Genomic DNA, 19,125 nt, shown 5'->3' on the forward strand with positions numbered 1-19,125 from the left:
ACGCCGGCTTCGGCGACATATCATGAACAGATTGAGTGGAAAGACCGCCGTGATCACCGGTGGCGCTACCGGCATCGGTCGCGCCGCGGCAAAGCGTTTCATTGAGGAGGGCGCCTTTGTCTTCATTTTTGGCCGCCGGCAGGCAGCGCTCGACGCCGCGTTGGCCGAACTCGGGTCCAATGCTCGTGCGATAAACGGTTCAGTCTCCGAGCTGGCCGACCTCGATCGACTCTACGCGGCGGTGAAGGCCGAGCGCGGAACGGTCGACATTGTTTTCGCCAATGCCGGGGCGGGGAGCCAGCTTCCGCTTGGCGAGATCACCGCCGAGCACCTTGACGACATCTTCGACACCAACGTGAAGGGTTTAATTTTTACGGTTCAGAAGGCGCTGCCTTTGATGAGCCATGGCGGTTCGATAGTTTTGACGGGATCGAGCGCCGGCACGACGGGTGCCCCTGCATTTAGTGCCTATAGCGCGAGCAAGGCGGCCGTGCGCAACCTCGCGCGGTCCTGGGCAGAGGACCTCAAGGGCACCGGTATTCGGGTGAACGTGCTGTCGCCCGGACCGACGGCGACGGAACTCGCAGTGCAAGCGATAGGTGAGGAAGGCATGAACATATTTGCCTCGCTCAATCCGCTCAAGCGTATGGCCGATCCGGCGGAGATCGGCGCGGTGGCTGCCTTTCTCGCATCGCAGGACAGCAGCTTCATGACCGCGAGCGAGGTGGCCGTCGATGGCGGCCTGGCGCAAATCTGACGTGACACCCAAAGGAAAACATATGAATTACGCAATTATCGGCTTCGGCGAAATCGGCCGGGCGCTTGCCGGGGCGTTTGCCCGAAACGGTATCGAAGTATCCGTTGCCACCACTCGCGACCCGGAAAGCTTTGCATCCGCTGCTGCCGCGATCGGACCGGGGATCCTACCCAAAACACTGGCGCAAGCCGTCAAGGCGGACATCATTTTTTTAGCTGTCCGTTACGAGTCGCACCCAGATGTCGCGAAGGCGCTGTCGAGCTGGGAGGGAAAGATCATCATTGACGTGACTAATACCTATGGCGTGTCCCCTGAGGAGCTAGGAGGACAGCCTTCTTCCAAGGTCGTCGCGCAGGCTTTCACGGGTGGAAGATTGGTGAAGGGCTTCAACCATCTGGTGGCTGCCGTCCTAGGCCAAGATCCGGCCGTACAGGGTGGCAGAAGAGTAGTGTTTCTGACGAGCGACGATGACGGCGCTGTGGCGCCGGTGGCAGCCCTCGCCGAGCGGCTCGGTTTCGCACCCGTCAATCTTGGGAGGCTCGAAGAGGGGGGCGCACTTGTGCACGCGCGGAACAAGATCTGGGGACCTCTGATTTTCCAGGACTTGTTCAAGAAGGAGCCGCGAGCGATGTAAGACCAACAGGGCAAGATCGTGGTCACTCCGTCGGCGGGATGATCAATTCAGAAACTGTCATATTCTGGGCTGTGGTCATCAACAAGGCCATCTACTCTCCGACAGCCCATTCCTGGGGGCAGAGTAAAATCCGCTTCCCATGCGCTTCTCCGACTTCGACCAACGCCTCGCCGCTCTCGGCGCCTTGCCCGTTCACCGTGGCCGGGTCGTGCGCGTCTGGCTGAAAGGGCAAGCGCTCGACATCGGCACGCGACGGCGGAGCTCCGAGCACTTTCTACCCCTCGCGCTGCGCGACGCCGTGCCCGCTTTGACGGCAGAACTGGACGGCCTCACCCGCGTCCGCTCCGAACACCCCGGCAGCGATGGCTCGCGCTTGCTCGTCGAGCTCGCCGACGGGCAGATGGTGGAAAGCGTGCTATTGCCGCGCGACGGACTCTGCGTCTCCACCCAGGTAGGCTGCGCGGTCGGTTGCCGCTTCTGCATGACTGGCAAGAGCGGCCTGATCCGCCAGGTCACGAGCATGGAAATCCTCGCCCAAGTCGTGCTGGCGCGACGTTTGCGTGCAGTGAAGAAAGTCGTCTTCATGGGCATGGGAGAACCGGCGCACAACCTCGACAACGTGCTCGAAGCCATCGAACTGCTCGGCACCGAAGGCAATATCGGCCACAAGAATCTCGTGTTCTCCACCGTAGGCGATCGGCGTGTGTTCGAAGCCCTGCCGCAACAACGCATCAAGCCCGCGCTGGCGCTGTCGCTGCACACGACCAAGGCCGAACTGCGCGAACACCTGTTGCCGCGCGCGCCGAAAATTGCGCCGGAAGAACTGATCGAACTTGGTGAGAAATACGCTCGCGACACCAACTATCCGATCCAGTATCAATGGACGCTGCTCAAGGGCATCAACGACGGGGACGACGAACTCGATGCAATCGTGCGTCTGCTCAAGGGCAAATACGGCGTACTCAACGTCATTCCCTTCAATAGTCTCGAAGGGAGCGACTACCAGCGCCCCGATTCCGAGCGCATACGCGAGATCGTGCGCTATCTGCACAGCCGTGGTGTGCTGACCAAGGTAAGGAATAGCGCTGGGCAGGATGTGGAGGGCGGCTGTGGGCAGCTGCGTGCTCGCGCCGTTGGCGCAGAGCAGGTGGTCGAATTGCGCCGCAAGCGTGCTGCAAAGCCAACACACTGAGGTTGGCGCAGCAGTATGATGCGCATATCTATCAAGGAGCAAATCATGGCCCGAAAACCCGAGGCACCAGATCCGGACGAAGTCGCACTGATTCAGTGGTGTACTGAAGTAGAAGAGCTATTCGTCGCGGCCGGCGCGTCACGCGAAGAATCCCAGCAGCATATTGAAGACGAGGCCGAGTGGTTCACGGATATGTTTTACGAGGGGCTGACCCCTGCGGAAGCTGCGAAAGCTGCGTTGAATCAATAGTTCGCGCTATGCGGATGTTGTGAGGCGTGCACGTATCGTTAGATGGTGCTGGCCCCCGTCGCTCTGCGGCATCACGTTGACGAGCTAGCGGACGCTTGCGTTACCAGGCTTAATGCTCCGCATCCTCGTCGAAGATTTAATCTGGTTGAAAGAGGGAAGAGGACTGTTTTTTACCTCTCAATATCGTCTCTCGAAACTCCTCCATCAACGGTGACCACGTAGTACCGCGACGCGATATCAACGCAATGTTGCGTCGTAATGGCGGTCCCAGCGTCACCGGTAAACGCATCACCTCTGCACTCTTGGCCAGAGCACTTTGCGGCAACACCGCCAGCATGCCGCTGTCTGCCAACAGTTGCAGCGACCCCTCGGAAAAATGCTCGACCTCTAACGCCCCTGCGGGCAATGCCAAGCCAGCCTCAGCGAACCGCACGTCCAACATCTGTCGCGCCACCGAGCTAGGCCGAGGCAAGATCCATCGCTGCCCCTCCAACTCCCGTAGCGCCAGCCGAGATTTCGTCGCCAACGGGTGACTCCGCCCGGCCGCCACGCACAGCGGATCATCGAACATGATTTCGTGACGCAAAGTAGCCGGCCCATCTGCATAGATAGGCGTCACCGCGAGATCCAGTTTGCCGCTCTCCACCTCTGCATTCAAATCATCCGACAGCCCTTGTGTCAGCTGGATACGCAACGCCGGACGGCGTGGCAACAACCGCTGCAATGCGGGCATCACCACACTGTCAACGGTAGCCCCCGTAGCACCAATACGCAGCAATCCCGCCTCACCCACCCGCAATTCCATCGCATGGCGCACCGCATCCCGGTATTCCGCCCAAAGCTTTTTGGCGTGATCCAAAAACACCATCCCCTCGGACGTGAGTCTCAGGCCGCGTCCATGCCGCTGCATCAGCGCCAACCCAGTATCCGACTCCAACCGCCGCAGCGATTTGGACAGCGCGGGCTGACTCACCCCGCAGGCCGCCGCCGCGCGTTCCAGATGGCCATGCTCTACGGCGGCCAGAAAATATTCGATGTCGCGCAGGGAAAGATTCATGAACAGAAGTTATATTTTGGTTTGCTTCTGGGAATATTACGGCGAGATGGCGATTCTAGAATTTGGGGCATACCCGATACCCCTGCGATCTATCCCTATGCCGAATTCCCCTAATATCGTTCTGATCGTCGCCGACAACCTTGGATGGGGCGAACTCGGCTGCTATGGCGGCGGCGCATTGCGCGGCGCGCCCACGCCCAATATCGACCGGCTCGCGACCGAGGGCCTGTTGCTGCAGAACTTCAACGTAGAGAGTGACTGCGTGCCTACCCGCTCGGCGCTGATGAGCGGCCGTCATCCGATCCGGACCGGCTGCTTGCAATCGGTGCCGCCAGGATTACCGCAAGGGCTGACACGTGACGAGATCACGCTGGCCCAGCAATTGTCCGGGCAGGGCTATGCCACCGCCCATTACGGCAAATGGCATCTGGGTGATATCCCAGGGCGCTATCCTTCTGATCGCGGCTTTGACCATTGGTATGGAATTCCGCGCACCACTGACGAAAGCCAGTTCACATCGTCGATTGGTTTTGACCCCAGCGTCGCGGAACTGCCCCACATCATGGAGGGCCGCTCCGGCGAGCCCTCGACCAATGTAAAGGTGTACGACCTGGATAGCCGTCGCGGCATCGATGCGGATCTGGTGCAACATGCTCAGACTTTCATGCGAGAGCACGCGAGTAACGGCCGGCCGTTTTTTCTCTATCTGCCGTTGGTGCATCTGCATTTCCCGACGTTGCCCCACCCGGATTTCGCAGGCCGCACCGGTGCAGGCGATTTCGCTGACTCTATGGTAGAAATGGATCACCGGGTGGGCCAGATCATGGCCGAGGTCGATGCACTCGGTCTGCGCGACAACACGGTATTTATTTTCTGCAGCGACAACGGTCCGGAGTATCGCAGGCCCTATCGCGGCACGGCGGGCCCCTGGTCCGGCACCTATCACACCGCGATGGAAGGCAGCCTGCGTGTGCCCTTTATCATCCGCTGGCCTGGAAAGGTAGCACCCGGTCAGGTGTCGAACGAGATGGTGCACGTGACGGATCTCTTTACCACGCTCTCGCATATCGGCGGCGCCAGCGTGCCGCAGGATAGGCCCATCGACGGAGTAGATCAAACTGACTTTTTCACCGGCGCGCGGCCGAATTCAGCGCGTGAGGGATTCCTGTTCTACATCAAGAACGACTTACGCGCACTCAAGTGGCGCGATTGGAAACTGCATTTTTACTGGGAGCCAGAGGTCAACGAGGGCAAGGGCAAACTCGAGTCGCCGTACCTCTTTAACCTCAAGCAAGATCCCAAGGAAGAAAGCGATATCCTGATATTCAACACCTGGGTGCTCGGTCCTATGCTGAAGATGGTGCAGGCTTTTAACCAAACCTGCGCCGAGCATCCCAATACGACGCCTGGTCGGCCCGACCGGGACTGAGCGGTCCGCACAGACGGGCATCGCTAAGCACAAGGGGAAATCATGAAATTAGCTATTCGTAGCGGTGTCGCGTGGCTGACGCTCGGCTGTGTTGGGATGATGCCTTTATCTGGCCAGGCAGAGCCCGCGCTGCCTTGGCCTGCCAAACAGATTACGTGGGTGGTAGGTTTTGTGCCGGGTGGCACAGCAGATGTGCTCACACGTGTGGCGGCGCAGGATCTCGCCAGCCGCACCGGTTTGAATGTGGTGGTCGAGAACAAACCTGGTGCCTCGGGCGCGATTGCGTTGCAACAGGTGGCGCGCAGCCAGGCTAGCGATGGTTATCTGCTCACGGTGCCCGGTCCGCTGATTTATCCGACGCCGCAGCCTGCGATTGGCAAAGAGCTCGCGCCGGTGATGCTGATGGCTCAAGGGCCGATGGTGATCGTGGGGCCATCGCAGCGCGCATTACCGACGTTGCGCGATGTGTTGGCGGATGCGCGTCAGAGACCTGAGAGTTGGAGCTATGGCAGTTCCGGTAACGGCACGTCGCAGCATTTGGCGGGCGAGTTGCTTAATCAGTATGCCGGTACGCACATCATGCACATCCCGTATAAGGGAGGCGGGCAGGCCGTTTCGGATGTCGCGGGCGGGCAGATTCCATTGGCTATTTTGGGCTCGGCGCCGGTACTGCCTCAAATCAAGGCGGGCAAGCTCAAGGCTTATGCAGTGACGACCAGCGTGCGATTGGATGCGTTGCCTGATGTGCCCACGGTGGCAGCGGCGGGGTTTGCGGGTTATGACGCCAGCCAGTGGTTCTCGGTTGCGGCATCGCCCGGCATTGATGCAACGGTGCTCGATCAATTGAATGCGGCATTACAGCAGACGGTGCGCTCGCAGGCGTTTCAAGCTGCGGTAAAGAACGCAGGGATGGTCGCAGGAGGCGGCTCGAGCGACGATCTGCAGAAATTTATCGCTGAGGACACGGCTAAATGGCAGAAGCTGCTGGATAGTGGGGCGGTTAAGTTGAAGGATGGGTCGTAGGTGTTCTCTATATTCTCGGAGACATCATCGACAGTTCATTCCAAGCTAGAATGCGCCAGTAATAAATGTGGAGTAGATCTATGTACACAGCTCTATGGACATGTTTAGACAAGAGCGGCCATGATGCTTGCCGAATTAGCAAAATCACTGACGGTTGGAGCATCGAAGGCACGGCGGTTTTTTGTCATCAGGGCGATGTGGCAAGTCTCTCTTATTGCCTGGTCTGTGATGATCGCTGGTGCAGCCAGTCGGCTTTGGTCAAAGGCTGGGTGGGGGAAAAAAACATAGAGATAAGCATCAGTCAGGACCCCGGTAGACGTTGGTCTATCAATGGGCTGCATGACCAGGCTTTTGAAGGCTTGTTGGATATTGACCTAGGCTTCACGCCGGCCAGTAATACCAATGCATTACGGCGCTTGAATCTCACGGAATCACAGACTGCGTCATCAATCGCTGTATGGTTGGATACGGAAGACTGGAAAGTAAAAAAGCTACCTCAGGAATACGCCCGTACCGGCCCCAATACCTACGACTATTCTTCCCCCATGCACGGCTATCAAGCGACTCTCAGAACGACGGATTTTGGGGTCGTTTCCGAATATCCCGGTCTGTGGAGGATGCTCAACCATATTGATGGCGGTTGATCAACTCATTTTCAAGCTGCTGAACGCGTGCTCAGATAGCTTTTCCTGCCAGGCGTTCAAGCTGCGGTAAACAACGCAGGGATGGTTGCGGGTGGTGGTTCGCGTGAGGATCTGCAGAAATTCATCCGAGGACACCGCTAAATGGCAGAAACTGCTGGATAGGGGGCGGTTAAGTTGACGGATGGACCGTAACGGTTCTCCGTGCCCTCTACACCGCAGGCCCTTTCAACTCGATTTGGTTTCCGTCGGGATCGAAGCAATAGATCGAAAGTCCGTCTCCTTCCGCGCCGTATCGCATCACGGCTTTGTCCGCGGTGATTCCGAAAGCTTGCAGATGCTCGAGGATGGCGGTTTCATCGAAGGGATCAACTCGCAGACAAAAGTGATCGACATTACGCCCCTCTTTTTCCGGGGCTGCGCCGCCTGCGGCACCTAATGGTCCTTGCACATCGACCAGATCGATCATGGACCCGCCCGCACCCAGATGAATCATGGCGTACTTGTCGTTCCTCTTCTTGACGGAACAGCCCAATACCTTCGTATAAAAGTCCACACTACGCGCCATATCCTGGACTCTGAGGACGACATGATCTAAGTGCTGAATCTGAAATATCGGCATGGTGGTCCTCCTGTGGCGAGACAGATAGCCAATCTTACTCGCTAAAAGCGGGTAGCCGGGACGTGTTATCGCGCTGTTTCCTTAGCGCGGTATTTAGCACTACGTCGCCAGCACAACGCACCAACGCCCATCGCAAGCCCAAAGGCCAGATAGACCACGCCTATCGTTGCGCGTGGCAGCCTGTGCTCGAAACCCGGCGTGAGGCGCGCGGGCGTCAGCCAGAAATCGACCAGGCAGGCGACGGCAGACGTAACCATAGCGCTGGTCATCACGGCACGAAGCGAATCGGCATTGGGCTTGTGTGCAGTCGCCTGGGCATGTAACGCCGCCCAGAATATCGATGCGCCGTGATGGACAACGTAGCCGATTGCGGTGTGGCGCATGGACGGCGCATTGACGTACAGCGCGGGTCTGCCCCATACCCAGTGACTGGTGGCATTGGTCGCGGAAAACGCGTGCCCGGTGTGGGCCCGACCACCCGCTATCAGCACCGCAGTAGAGACTACGCTGGCGGCTGTACCGGCACGCAGGCCCTCTGCCAGCGAGGTTCGCCAACTCGACATGGTTTCTCCTCCGTTTATGATGATGGGAACGGGGATTGCTGACACAACGCTCGCGGGACTGTCCATCTCTGCCGCGAGGAAAAACATGAAGATTCTCTTGACCGGCGCATCGGGCTTCATTGGGCGCCATATCCTGGCGGCCTTGACCGCGCACGGTCACGACGTGGTCTGTCCCGTGCGCGGAGTGGCTGTCAAGACTGATATTGGCAGAGCAAGCTTCGTGCCCGCACAGTTCGCGCGCATGACGCGCCCCGATGACTGGCTGCCTTGGCTCCATGGTGTTGACTGCGTTATTAACGCCGCGGGCGTGTTCTCTGCCAATACCCAGGAACTCGAAGCCGTGCACACGCACGCCCCACGGGCGTTGTTCGAGGCGGCGCGTGGTACGCGCGTGATCCAGATATCCGCCCTGGGTGCCAGCATCCAGGCCGAGACGGCCTTTTTGCGGACCAAAGCGGCTGCTGATGAGGCCTTGCGCCGTCGTGCCGGTTCTGCCTTTATCGTGCAGCCATCGCTAGTCTATGGACCTGGCGGCGCCAGTGCCGCCTGGTTTGAGCGCCTTGCGTTGATGCCCGTGCTGCTGTTGCCCTCCGGTGGACGGCAACTTATGCAGCCGGTGCACATCGACGACCTGGTCGCGGGAATCGTGTCGCTCATCGACACGCCCGTCGACGAGCCTGTCACCATTGCGTTTTGTGGTCCAACACGGCTGTCCATACGAGATTACTTGCAGGTGCTGCACGACGGACTAGGCAGCGTAGGCCGCCAGTATGTGATACCGGTGCCGATGGCCTTGTGTAAGGCAGTTGCGCCTATTGGCGAGCGTGGGAGCGGCGGACTATTGAGCCGCGATAGCCTCACAATGCTGGAACGAGGCAACGTCGCGGACCCTCAGCCCTTTGCGCGCCTGTTAGGCCGGCCCGCACGCGCCCCTGATCAGTTCATCGGCGAGCATGACAGCCGAGCACGTCACTCGCATGCGGTGCTGGGACTGACGCTGCCGACGATGCGTTTGTGCATCGCGTTCGTCTGGCTATGGACCGCTATCGTGTCGTTCGGCCTTTACCCTGCAGAGCAAAGCCTGGCGATGTTACGCGACGTCGGTGTGAGCGCGGCGCTCGCGCCCATGGCACTTTACGGCGCGGCCACGTTGGATCTATTGCTGGGTGTATTGACGCTCGCGTTGCGTGGCCCGGGGCGGCGTTGGCTCTGGCTGGCGCAGATCCTGTTGATTCTGGGGTACACGCTTATCATCACGGTGCGTTTGCCCGAGCAATGGTTGCATCCTTTCGGCCCCATGTCGAAAAACCTGCCAATGTTGGCCGCGTTGATGCTGCTCTGGTTCTACGACGCACGCAAGAGGTGAGCATGGACTACGTTTGGGTCAAACTGCTGCATATTCTCTCGTCAACGGTGTTGTTCGGCACAGGCGTGGGCACGGCGTTCTATCTGCTTTGTGTCGTGAGGCAGGGTGACGTGAGGGTGGTAGCGAGCGTGGCGCGCTTTGTCGTCATGGCTGACTGGCTCTTCACGGCGACAACTGCGGTGCTGCAACCGCTCACTGGCCTGTATCTGGTGCATCGCACACAGCTGCCGCTGACGACGCCGTGGGTAGCGTGGTCGCTGGGGCTCTATGCGGTGGCGATTGCCTGTTGGCTGCCGGTGGTGCGCTTGCAGATCCGAATGCGCGATAGCGCTCAGGCCAGTGCAACGAATGGGATGCCCTTATCCGCGGAATTTCAGCGCGTCTTCCGAGCCTGGTTTGTGCTGGGTTTCCCGGCGCTCGGTGCGTTCCTCGCCATCTTTGCTTTGATGGTGATCAAGCCGGCCTGAGTCCTGATGTGCAGCAGTCTTCAGGTCTGGTCCAATGTGAGACAGGGTGAAACAATTTTACTAATGATATCGTATTGATTCCGCATGCCCGGAATTACTGAGAATCGCATTGAAACAAGTGTCATCGAAATTCGAAAGTTTCACAGCCCTGGATGAGGAACACCGGCAAGCTCTGCTTCTCGTTGCATCGGGGGCGTCACTCAAGACGTGCCTGAACGCACTGACGCTCGCCGCTGGCCGGCTGATTCCTGGCACGCGCGCTTGCGTATTACTCGCCAATGCAGAGCTCACTGCGATGGACGATGGTTACTCATCCCATTTCCCGGCCGGTTTTGCCGCAGCGATCCGCGGTTTACCGATTGGCGAGGCCTTTATCGCCACAGCCGTGCACGAGGGGCGCCCGGTGGTGTGTGCCGATGTCGAAGGCGCATTGGAATGGGACAGATCATGGCGTGCGCTTTGTTTGGAGAACGATATCCGGGCGTATTACGCGCATCCGACATTTGGCCCAGGAGGCAAAACGGTCGGATTCTTCTGCCTTTGCTTTTCAGAGGCCAGGGAGCCTACCGCGTGGGAACAACGGGTGACAGAGTTCGGTGCGCTGGTTACTAGCATTGTGGTGGAGCGCGACGGTGCCGCAGCGCATCTGCGCAACGAAGTACGAGCACTTGCCAGGTTGCAGGAACTGAGCGCAGAGCTGGTGGGGCCTGGTGAGCTCGAGCCGTTGCTGAAAAAAATCCTGGCCGCTGCTGCTGACATCTCGGGGACGGACAAGGGAAACATACAGATCTTCGATCCAACCAAGAAGACCTTGCGGATCGCCGTGCACCAAGGTCTGAGTGCCCGATTTGTAGAGCATTTTGCACAAGATGGATGGGAGGCGAGCTGCGGGAAGGCGGCCAAGCAGGCCCGGCGGTTGGTTGTGGAGGATGTAGATCAGTTGATAGAGCTGAAAGGTACTTTGGGGCTCGAGATGATCCAGGGGGATGACATTCGCTCAATTCAGTGCACGCCTCTCATTAGCCGCAGCGGGCAATTGCTGGGCATGTTGAACAACCACTATCGCCAGCGCGGCGGCCCGCCCGCCGACGCATTGCGTTATATCGACCTCCTGGCACGGCAGGCGGCGGAACTCATTGAGCGTCATTTGGCGGAGTCCGAACTGATTCAAGAGCGCAAGCACAAGGACGAGTTTCTGGCCGTCTTGGCGCACGAACTGCGCAATCCGCTCGCCGCGTTGCACAACATGGTAGAAATCCAGAAACGTGCAGAGCGTGATTCCGGCGCTACGAAACGGGCGCGCGAGGGCATGGAGCGCCAGCTCAAGCACCTTGTCAGACTGGTTGACGATCTGCTGGATGTAAACCGGATCAATCGCGGCAAAATGGAGCTCCGCATAGAAACGCTCACCTTGGATAAGGTGCTGCAGCAAGCCGTCGAGTCATGTCGCCCCACGATAGAGCGGCTGGGGCATCGGCTGAGGATAGAACAATCGGCTGCTGCGACAATCCTTTTGGGCGATTCAGTGCGCCTCGCCCAGGTGTTCAGCAATCTGCTATCGAATGCCGCGAAATACACGCCGCCCGGTGGTGATATTGAATTGATTGCATGCACACAAGACAACAATGTGGAAGTCACCGTGCGGGACAATGGGTCGGGGATTCCGCCGGACCAGCTCGATAACATATTCGAGATGTTCACTCAGGTGGATCGGACCTTGGAACGCGCGCAAGGTGGCTTGGGCATCGGCCTGATGCTGGTTAAACAATTGGTTGAAATGCACGGTGGATCTGTGCAGGCGTATAGCGGTGGCCTGGGTAAAGGCAGTTCCTTTGTGGTTCGGCTGCCTGTGGCTGCGCCTCAGGACACGCCCGTGCCGGAATGCAAGGTCACGGGTCCGAGCGTTTCACGCCGTATTCTGCTGGTGGACGATAATCGAGATGCGGTTGAGTCGCTGGTCGTTTTATTGGAGATGGAAGGCCATCAGGTGCGCCTCGCATACGATGGCGCGCGCGCCATCGAACTTGCCGAAGAAATGCGCCCTGAGGTGATCCTGATGGATATCGGACTGCCTGGGATGAGTGGACACGAAGCGTGCCGCCGTATCCGTCAGCAGGAATGGGGCAGGCAGATGACCATCCTCGCATTCAGCGGTTGGGGGCAGACCGAGGATCGTCAAGCCTCGTTAGAGGCCGGGTTTGACACGCATCTGGCGAAACCGATTGATCTGGATTCATTGCTGGAGTTTTTGTCCAACGTCGAGTTTCGCAGTCATTCTGGTTGATCGGTCAAGCCCCAAAGCGCACTGCCGGCGAGAGCGAAAACGATTCGCGCATGTCACGTACTTCATCAACTGGCGTTCGCCCGAACAGGCGCTTGAACTCACGGCTGAACTGGGACGCGCTCTCGTAACCGACGCGTCCCGCTGCCGCCGCTGCAGTCACACCATCGCGAATCATCATCAGGCGTGCCTGATGCAGGCGGGTGGATTTGATGTACTGGATAGGAGATGTCTGAGTCACCGTGCGAAAATTGGCATGAAACGCAGGCACGCTCATGCCGGCTTCTTCAGCGAGACGAGTGACGTTGAGCGGCTTTGCATAATCGGTATGAATCCGGTTCAGCGCCCGCGCGACGCGCCCGAATCGGCCGTGATGCGCAAGCGCGGCGCGCATTGCCGCGCCTTGCTCGCCCGTGAGGACCCTATAGCAGATCTCTCGCACGATACTTGGCCCCAGGATCTGCGCGTCCAGTGGTTTCGTCAAAGCATCCAGTAACCGTAATGTCGCGACGGCAAGGTCGCCCTCCAGTCGAGTGGAAGTAATACCGATTGGTGATGCATCGGCCTGATGGCCGCTGGCGCCGATCTGTGTAATCAGATCGCTGAGTTCCAGCAGATCCAGGCGGATAGATACCGCAAGCAAAGGCTCCTCTGGCGAGGCTTGGGTTTCTGTGGAAAATGGTAATGGCACGGACAGCACGAGGTAGTGCTGTGCATCGTAGGTGTACACCGCATCGCCCAGGAATCCCAATTTGCGACCCTGGCAAACGATCACGATGCTCGGTTCATATAACACCGGCGTGCGTCCGAGCGGGCGATCCGACCGCATCAGCCGCACGTTGTCCAGCGCAGACTGGGTGTATCCCTCGTTGGGGGCGAGTTTCTCCAGCAGGTGGATCATTTTGGTCGAAGCGGGATTGCGGAGGTCAGACACCGTTCTTTCCTGTTGTTGCGACGGGGATCATTCTAGCGTCGCGATTCCGCGCGCGCTACCGGGGGCGATAGAAATAGGCAATGATGGCATCGGTCCATGTATTCGCCTGAGGGACGGATTTTTCTACCATTCTTTCACCGGCCAATGAATGAATATTGCTTCATGGCAGGCCTGAAACTGGTTCGGTGTGTGCGCGCTAATCGAATGCTGGCGTACACCGAAAGATCCGATCTCAAATAGGAGTATGCAAGATGGCAATCCCCTCTACTGAATCGAAAGTCATCCTGATCACCGGCGCCAGCAGCGGCATTGGCGAGGGTGCGGCCCGGTTGCTCGCTGCCCAAGGGCATCGACTCGTTATTGGCGCTCGCCGCACCGAGCGGCTTGTCGAGTTGACGAAGTCATTGCAGGATGCAGGAGGCATCGTCCAATACCGCGAACTCGACGTTACGGTGGCGGAGGATGCCGCTGCGTTTGCGCGTTTCGCACTCGAGACGTTCGGCCGCATCGATGTGCTGATCAACAATGCAGGCGTGATGCCGCTCTCGCCGCTGAACGCCCTAAAGGTGAATGAATGGGATCGGATGATCGATGTAAACATTCGCGGCGTGTTGCATGGTATCGCAGCTGTCCTGCCGACGATGGAGCAGCAGGGCCATGGCCAGATCATCAACATCTCCTCGATCGGAGGGCTTTCCGTATCGCCCACTGCCGCAGTCTACTGCGCCACGAAATACGCCGTTCGCGCCATCTCTGACGGCCTGCGCCAAGAGACGGACAAGATCCGCGTCACGGTGATCTGCCCGGGCGTCGTGGAATCCGAATTGGCTGAGACCATCACCGACGACACGGCGCGTGTAGCCATGCAGGCGTTTCGTCGCATCGCAATCACGCCGGATGCTATCGCTCGCGCTATCGCCTACGCCGTGGAGCAACCGGCCGATGTGGACGTCAGCGAGATCGTGGTGCGTCCTACTGCGAGTCCGTATTGAGTGCTTTCCCGGCTCGCCCGTGTCATGGCTCACGCGCATTTGAGTATTGCGTTGCCCTGACACGGTGTCTACATCGCTGCTATCCCACCATCACAACACATCCTGATCGAGGCCATCATTATGAAATCAACATCCCGTATCTGGTTCGTCACCGGCGCATCGAAGGGCGTCGGCCAAAAACTCGTCAAACATCTGCTTGATCAAGGCCATCGTGTGGCCGCAACATCGCGCACCGCAACTGCATTGACGAAAGCGTTCGGACAGCCATCCGACAATTTCCTGCCGCTCGAAGCAGACCTCACTAACGATCGAAGTGTCGAACAGGCAATTACGCAGACCGTGCAAACATTCGGCGGCATCGATGTGATCGTCAACAACGCGGGTTATGCGCAGCAAGGCACGATCGAAGCCCTGTCGGACCAAGAACTACGTCAGAACTTCGAAGTTAATTTCTTCGCGCCGGTGCTCGTGCTGCGGCACGCGCTGGCACATCTGCGCGCGCAACGCAGCGGACACATCATCAATATCGCATCCATCGTGGGTTATCAGGGTGGCTATGCCGGCTGGGGCAGTTATGTGGCGAGCAAGTTTGCGCTTGCCGGGTTGACTGAATCGCTGGCTGCAGAGGTTGCGGAACTAGGCGTTCACGCCACGGTGGTTTATCCCGGACCTGTACGCACCGATTTTCTGTCCAGCGGCGCATTAGCCGTGGCCAAGCGGCAGATCGACGATTATGCCGAAGCCAAGGCCTCGCTAGATCTGCATCTGGACACGCTGCATGGCCATCAGGCCGGAGATCCGGACAAACTCGCTTTGCTGATTATTCAGGCAGCCAGCGTCGAGGCGCCGCCGCTGCATTTGTTTGCCGGGAAAATTGCCAATGAACTGGCTGCCGCCAAATCCTCTGCAGTCCAAAAAGACCTGAACGCGTGGAAGGGCTCGTCGGAAGCCACCGATTTCGTGGATTGATAGGAGATAAACGCGCGCCAGCGGTACCTGGGTAGTGTGAAGTGCCCGGTTTGATAGTGTGTCGCTGGCTAACGACTGCTGGCCAACCGAATCCCCAGGCCCACAAGCGCCGCACCCATTACTGCATCGACTACGCGGCTCACGCGTGCATAGATTGATCGCACCCGTCCCACGGAAAAGAATGTGGCGAGCAATCCCAGCCACCCGGCCGTTATCAAACCGACCAGCGCAACCACGCTGACATACACCCATGTGGGGGCGCCGACCGGTAGTACGGTCACGAACAGAGTGGCAAAGAAAGTCGCCGTCTTTGGATTCGTGATGCCGACCAAGAAGCCCTGGCGCCATGCTTGCAACGCCCCAATTCGAGGCACATCATCCACACGTGGCTCGCCGTTCCTGGCTTTGAACGAGGCTATCAGCATCCGCGTGCCGAGATAGATCAGGTAAGCCGCGCCTGCCAGGCGGATGGCTTCATACAGCCAGAACAGCTCCTTGATAAGCAACCCAAACCCTAGGATGGCCAGGGCTGCCCAGACGACGACTGCGCACGCGATGCCCAGGCCAACGAACACACCTGATCGACGGTCGTTCAAGGCATTCGACGTGACGGCGACGAAGTCCGGGCCGGGGCTGATGCAAGCCAGTAGCACGATGCCGGACAGCGTGAGCAATTGATATAGATATTCCATGAATCCAACGCGAGAGGTGATTGATCGGAACTCGGCGATGCGCCAATTGGCGTAGATAGAACCTTACCATTGCCATAGCGTTGCTTGTGCGAGGTCGCAGGTGCGCGCATGGCGGGCGTTTCCTTTCTCGCGCCGGATTTGATTTGAGCCGGGGTGACCTGGCTGGTCAATCATTTCTTGGCAGTGCGGGTGGCCGAACGGTTCACAACGGCTGCCCATTTTTTCAATTCGCCAGATACCACCTTGTCAGTCTCGGCAGGTGATGTGGGCGTTGCTTTCGCTCCTAGTTTGGCAGCGCCTTCGCGCAGTTCAGGCAGTGCACCGGCTTTCTGCATGGCCATGGACATTTTTTCGATGGCTTGAGGCGGCGTGCCGGTCGGGGCCAGCAGGGCATAGGTCGTGGCAACTGCATAGCCCTGGACACCTTGTTCGGCGAGCGTTTTGACGTCGGGCAGGGCTGGGGCGCGTTCAGCGGTGGTGACACCGAGAATGCGAATCTTGCCGCTGGCCAACTGGGGCATCAACGCAGGCAGCGTGTCGATCACCATATCGATCTGGCCGCCGAGCAGGTCGGTGACGGCCGGGCCGCTGCCGCGATAGGGAACGTGCAGGATGTCGGTGCCGGTGATTTGTTTGAATAATTCACCGGCCATGTGCTGCGAGCTGCCGTTGCCGGCCGAACCGATCGACAGTTTGCCGGGGCGCGATTTAGCCAGGGCGATCAGCTCCTGCACGGAATTGGCCGGCACGCTGGTGTTCACCGCCAGTGCCATCGGCATGGTGATGGCAACAGAGACTCCCTTGAAATCCTTTACGAAACTGTAGTTCTGTTTGTCGAGCAGCGAGGCGTTGATCGCGAGGCTGCCCAGCGCGCCCATGAGCACGGTGTAACCATCGGGCGTGGCGCGCGCGACGGCCTCGGCGCCTACCTCGCCACCCGCGCCGGCTTTGTTTTCCACGACGACGGTCTGCTTGAGGAAATCGCCCATGTGCTGCGCGTAGAGGCGCGCAGCGACATCGGTGGCACCGCCGGGCGGGTAGGGGACGACCATTCGAATAGGGCGATCGGGCCATTCGGCCGCGTGGGCGGCGGGCATCAGTGGGCCGCTGATGGCAGCGGCGAGCAATAGCAACAGGGTCTTGACCATGGTGGTTTGTCTCCGATGTGTTTCTTATGGCGCAAAGTTATGTGCCTTTCTATGTTTCCCAATATATAGGATATAAATCCCAAATTTGGCTTAACAAGAATCGCATGTGATGCTATTCTGGTCAAGCATTGATCGACCACCCCAGGGTTTTATGGGATTCGATGTATGAAAATCAGGATTTAAAAAACGAAGAGGCAACATGGATCACAAGCAAGCATTGGCCGGTGTGCGTGTCATCGAGGTGTGCAACGTGGCCGCAGGACCGTTCTGCGGCATGCTGCTCGCGGATATGGGGGCCGATGTCATCAAAATCGAACATCCCGAAGGCGGCGACACGCTCAGGTCGTGGCCGCCCCTCAGTGATGGATATAGCGAAAACTTCGCATCGTTGAATCGCAACAAGCGCTCGGTCACTCTCAACCTCAAGGACGCAGGCGATGTCGAACTCGCGCGCCGGTTGATCGACGATGCGGATGTGCTGTTGGAAAACAACCGCCCTGGCGTGATGGAGCGCCTCGGCCTGGGCTACGAGGCGCTGGCGGCTCGTAATCCACGTCTCATCTATTGCTCGATCTCTGCCTATGGCCAGACCGGGCCGCGTTCGCAAGAGGGCGGCTTTGATCTCACCATTCAGGCCATGAGCGGCATCATGAGTGTGACGGGCGAGCAGGGCGGTGCACCCGTGAAATGCGGCGTGCCGCTGGCGGATTTCACGGCTGGCCTGTATGCAGCGACGTCGATCTCGGCTGCGCTGCGTGTGGCAGAAAGTACCGGAAAGGGCACGCATCTGGATGTCGCCATGCTTGGCGTTACGCTCGGCATTGCTGCGCTGCAGACCTCGGAATATTTCGGCAGCGGTAAAGACCCGCAGAAACTCGGCTCTGCGCATCCGCGCAATGCGCCGTACCAGGCATTTCGCTGCCGTGACGGATATTTCGGAATGGCCGCCGGCAACAATGCGCTATGGCGGTCGGTGTGCGAGATCATCGGTCATCCCGAACTCGTCGAGGATCCGCGTTACGCCAGCACCACGCTGCGTGCACGCAACCAGGACGAGTTGCGCGAATTCCTCGAGGCGCTCTTCGTGCAGGACGACGGTGCCAATTGGCTGCAGAAGTTCCGCGCGCGCGGCGTGCCGTGCGCGCCGATCAACAGCTACTCAGAGGTACTGACCGATCCTCAGGTCGAGCACATGGAATGGGTGCGCCCGCTGGAGCTACCCAACGGCGTGCAGACCAAGACATTCGGCGCGCCCGTGCGCATTGGCGGCGCTAGCGCGCCTATCCGCATGCGTCCGCCCAGCCTGGGAGAACACACCGAGGAAATTCTGGGCACGTTGCGTAATGCGGACAAGGTGTCGCCATGAGCGCGCTCGTCGATGTGAAATATCAGGATGGCCTGTGCCGCATCACATTGCAACGACCCGAAAAGATGAACGCATTGTCGGCCGAATTGGTCGAGGGCCTCATCGACGCAGTTGATGAGGCGCATGCCCGGCACAGTGAAGCCATCGTGTTTCAGGGTAACGGCAAGAATTTCAGTGCGGGCTTCGATTTTGGCGGTTATGAGGAACAGAGCGAAGGCGATTTGCTGCTGCGATTTGTACGCCTGGAACAGCTGCTGCAGAAAGTAGCGGCGTCGACTGCGCTCACTCTGGCGCTGGCTCATGGCAGAAATTTTGGCGCTGGCGTGGATCTGTTCGGTGCCTGCCGGTTGCGCGTGGCGACACCGGATGCGAGCTTTCGTATGCCTGGGCTGAAGTTCGGCCTGGTGCTGGGCACGCGCCGCTTTGCGGCCGTGGTGGGTGCACAGACTGCGCATGACGTGCTGATTCATACTCGTACCTTTAATGCCGAGTCCGCGCTGCAAATGGGATTTGCCACGTCGTTGGCCGAGATAGGCGAATGGGACGCGGTAGCGGCTGCTGCGCATGTCAGTGCGCGTGAGCTCAGCGCCAGTGCACGTCAGCAGCTGCACGCAGTGCTGGGTGGCAGCGAGAGCGACGCTGACCTCGCCAGCCTGGTGCGCTCGGCCGCTGCGCCGGGGCTAAAGAGCCGTATACGCGCCTACTTGAATCCTTAGGCAGACTTTGCCGCCTATGCTGCCGGC

At 59.0% G+C, this 19,125-nt stretch carries 20 protein-coding genes; 14 read left to right on the forward strand and 6 right to left on the reverse strand.

The genetic code is table 11. From position 1 onward, the window contains the following. Positions 1-22: 22 nt before the first annotated feature. The 4 genes from ACYVIT_RS02880 (at position 23) to ACYVIT_RS02895 (ending at position 2,832) form a co-directional block, all read left to right on the forward strand. Positions 23-757 (forward strand): SDR family NAD(P)-dependent oxidoreductase, encoded by a 735-nt coding sequence (locus ACYVIT_RS02880; RefSeq protein ID WP_415805484.1) that lies wholly within the window; start codon positions 23-25, stop codon positions 755-757. Positions 758-779: 22 nt separating this feature from the next. Further along, entirely contained in the window at positions 780-1,391 is a 612-nt protein-coding gene (locus tag ACYVIT_RS02885; protein WP_415805483.1) for an NADPH-dependent F420 reductase, read from the forward strand. Positions 1,392-1,530: 139 nt separating this feature from the next. Further along, on the forward strand, positions 1,531-2,583 hold the full coding sequence (locus ACYVIT_RS02890; RefSeq protein WP_415805482.1) for an RNA methyltransferase: 1,053 nt from the start codon (positions 1,531-1,533) through the stop codon (positions 2,581-2,583). 45 nt (positions 2,584-2,628) lie between these two features. Continuing rightward, complete coding sequence (locus ACYVIT_RS02895) at positions 2,629-2,832, forward strand: hypothetical protein (RefSeq protein ID WP_094822951.1); 204 nt, start codon at positions 2,629-2,631, stop codon at positions 2,830-2,832. Between the two features lie 136 nt (positions 2,833-2,968). Here ACYVIT_RS02895 and ACYVIT_RS02900 read toward each other — a convergent pair whose 3' ends face one another. Next, on the reverse strand, positions 2,969-3,889 hold the full coding sequence (locus ACYVIT_RS02900; RefSeq protein WP_415805481.1) for a LysR family transcriptional regulator: 921 nt from the start codon (positions 3,887-3,889) through the stop codon (positions 2,969-2,971). 97 nt (positions 3,890-3,986) lie between these two features. On the opposite strand from ACYVIT_RS02900, the gene ACYVIT_RS02905 reads away from it, so the two are divergent. The 3 genes from ACYVIT_RS02905 to ACYVIT_RS02915 all read left to right on the forward strand — a co-directional run bounded on the left by ACYVIT_RS02905 (position 3,987) and on the right by ACYVIT_RS02915 (position 6,985). Then, positions 3,987-5,318 carry an arylsulfatase gene (locus ACYVIT_RS02905; RefSeq protein ID WP_415805480.1) on the forward strand — a complete coding sequence of 444 codons (1,332 nt, stop codon included), beginning with the start codon at positions 3,987-3,989 and terminating at the stop codon, positions 5,316-5,318. Positions 5,319-5,360: 42 nt separating this feature from the next. Beyond that, positions 5,361-6,341, forward strand: coding sequence for a Bug family tripartite tricarboxylate transporter substrate binding protein (locus ACYVIT_RS02910; protein ID WP_415805479.1), 981 nt, complete (start codon positions 5,361-5,363; stop codon positions 6,339-6,341). Positions 6,342-6,421: 80 nt separating this feature from the next. Next, positions 6,422-6,985, forward strand: coding sequence for a putative glycolipid-binding domain-containing protein (locus tag ACYVIT_RS02915; protein WP_415805478.1), 564 nt, complete (start codon positions 6,422-6,424; stop codon positions 6,983-6,985). A gap of 208 nt (positions 6,986-7,193) precedes the next feature. Here ACYVIT_RS02915 and ACYVIT_RS02920 read toward each other — a convergent pair whose 3' ends face one another. Both ACYVIT_RS02920 and ACYVIT_RS02925 read right to left on the reverse strand, forming a co-directional pair. Then, entirely contained in the window at positions 7,194-7,604 is a 411-nt protein-coding gene (locus ACYVIT_RS02920) for a VOC family protein (RefSeq protein ID WP_415805477.1), read from the reverse strand. A gap of 65 nt (positions 7,605-7,669) precedes the next feature. Continuing rightward, the gene (locus ACYVIT_RS02925; RefSeq protein WP_415805476.1) at positions 7,670-8,167 is read right to left on the reverse strand and encodes a hypothetical protein; all 498 of its coding nucleotides are present in this window, start codon (positions 8,165-8,167) and stop codon (positions 7,670-7,672) included. 85 nt (positions 8,168-8,252) lie between these two features. Between ACYVIT_RS02925 and ACYVIT_RS02930 the strand changes: the two genes are divergently transcribed. The 3 genes from ACYVIT_RS02930 (at position 8,253) to ACYVIT_RS02940 (ending at position 12,284) form a co-directional block, all read left to right on the forward strand. Then, positions 8,253-9,533 (forward strand): NAD(P)H-binding protein, encoded by a 1,281-nt coding sequence (locus ACYVIT_RS02930; RefSeq protein WP_415805475.1) that lies wholly within the window; start codon positions 8,253-8,255, stop codon positions 9,531-9,533. A 2-nt stretch (positions 9,534-9,535) separates the two neighbouring features. Next, positions 9,536-10,000 (forward strand): DUF2269 family protein, encoded by a 465-nt coding sequence (locus tag ACYVIT_RS02935; protein WP_415805474.1) that lies wholly within the window; start codon positions 9,536-9,538, stop codon positions 9,998-10,000. A 118-nt stretch (positions 10,001-10,118) separates the two neighbouring features. Further along, positions 10,119-12,284, forward strand: coding sequence for a hybrid sensor histidine kinase/response regulator (locus ACYVIT_RS02940; RefSeq protein ID WP_415805627.1), 2,166 nt, complete (start codon positions 10,119-10,121; stop codon positions 12,282-12,284). A 4-nt stretch (positions 12,285-12,288) separates the two neighbouring features. Here ACYVIT_RS02940 and ACYVIT_RS02945 read toward each other — a convergent pair whose 3' ends face one another. Then, positions 12,289-13,182: an AraC family transcriptional regulator gene (locus ACYVIT_RS02945; protein ID WP_415805626.1), complete on the reverse strand. Its 894-nt coding sequence runs from the start codon at positions 13,180-13,182 to the stop codon at positions 12,289-12,291. 284 nt (positions 13,183-13,466) lie between these two features. Between ACYVIT_RS02945 and ACYVIT_RS02950 the strand changes: the two genes are divergently transcribed. After that, the gene (locus ACYVIT_RS02950; protein ID WP_415805473.1) at positions 13,467-14,207 is read left to right on the forward strand and encodes an SDR family oxidoreductase; all 741 of its coding nucleotides are present in this window, start codon (positions 13,467-13,469) and stop codon (positions 14,205-14,207) included. 120 nt (positions 14,208-14,327) lie between these two features. Then, positions 14,328-15,176, forward strand: a complete 849-nt coding sequence (locus ACYVIT_RS02955) for an SDR family oxidoreductase (protein WP_415805472.1) — start codon at positions 14,328-14,330, stop codon at positions 15,174-15,176. A 68-nt stretch (positions 15,177-15,244) separates the two neighbouring features. On the opposite strand, the gene ACYVIT_RS02960 is transcribed toward ACYVIT_RS02955, so the two are convergent. Both ACYVIT_RS02960 and ACYVIT_RS02965 read right to left on the reverse strand, forming a co-directional pair. Next, positions 15,245-15,868, reverse strand: a complete 624-nt coding sequence (locus ACYVIT_RS02960; RefSeq protein ID WP_415805471.1) for a LysE family translocator — start codon at positions 15,866-15,868, stop codon at positions 15,245-15,247. A 170-nt stretch (positions 15,869-16,038) separates the two neighbouring features. After that, complete coding sequence (locus tag ACYVIT_RS02965) at positions 16,039-17,016, reverse strand: Bug family tripartite tricarboxylate transporter substrate binding protein (RefSeq protein ID WP_415805470.1); 978 nt, start codon at positions 17,014-17,016, stop codon at positions 16,039-16,041. Positions 17,017-17,215: 199 nt separating this feature from the next. On the opposite strand from ACYVIT_RS02965, the gene ACYVIT_RS02970 reads away from it, so the two are divergent. Then, complete coding sequence (locus tag ACYVIT_RS02970) at positions 17,216-18,382, forward strand: CaiB/BaiF CoA transferase family protein (RefSeq protein WP_415805469.1); 1,167 nt, start codon at positions 17,216-17,218, stop codon at positions 18,380-18,382. After that, positions 18,379-19,098, forward strand: a complete 720-nt coding sequence (locus ACYVIT_RS02975) for an enoyl-CoA hydratase/isomerase family protein (RefSeq protein ID WP_415805468.1) — start codon at positions 18,379-18,381, stop codon at positions 19,096-19,098. The genes ACYVIT_RS02970 and ACYVIT_RS02975 overlap by 4 nt, the downstream gene beginning before the upstream one ends. The last annotated feature ends 27 nt before the right edge of the window (positions 19,099-19,125 follow it).

The sequence above is a fragment of the Bordetella muralis genome (genome assembly GCF_054781015.1).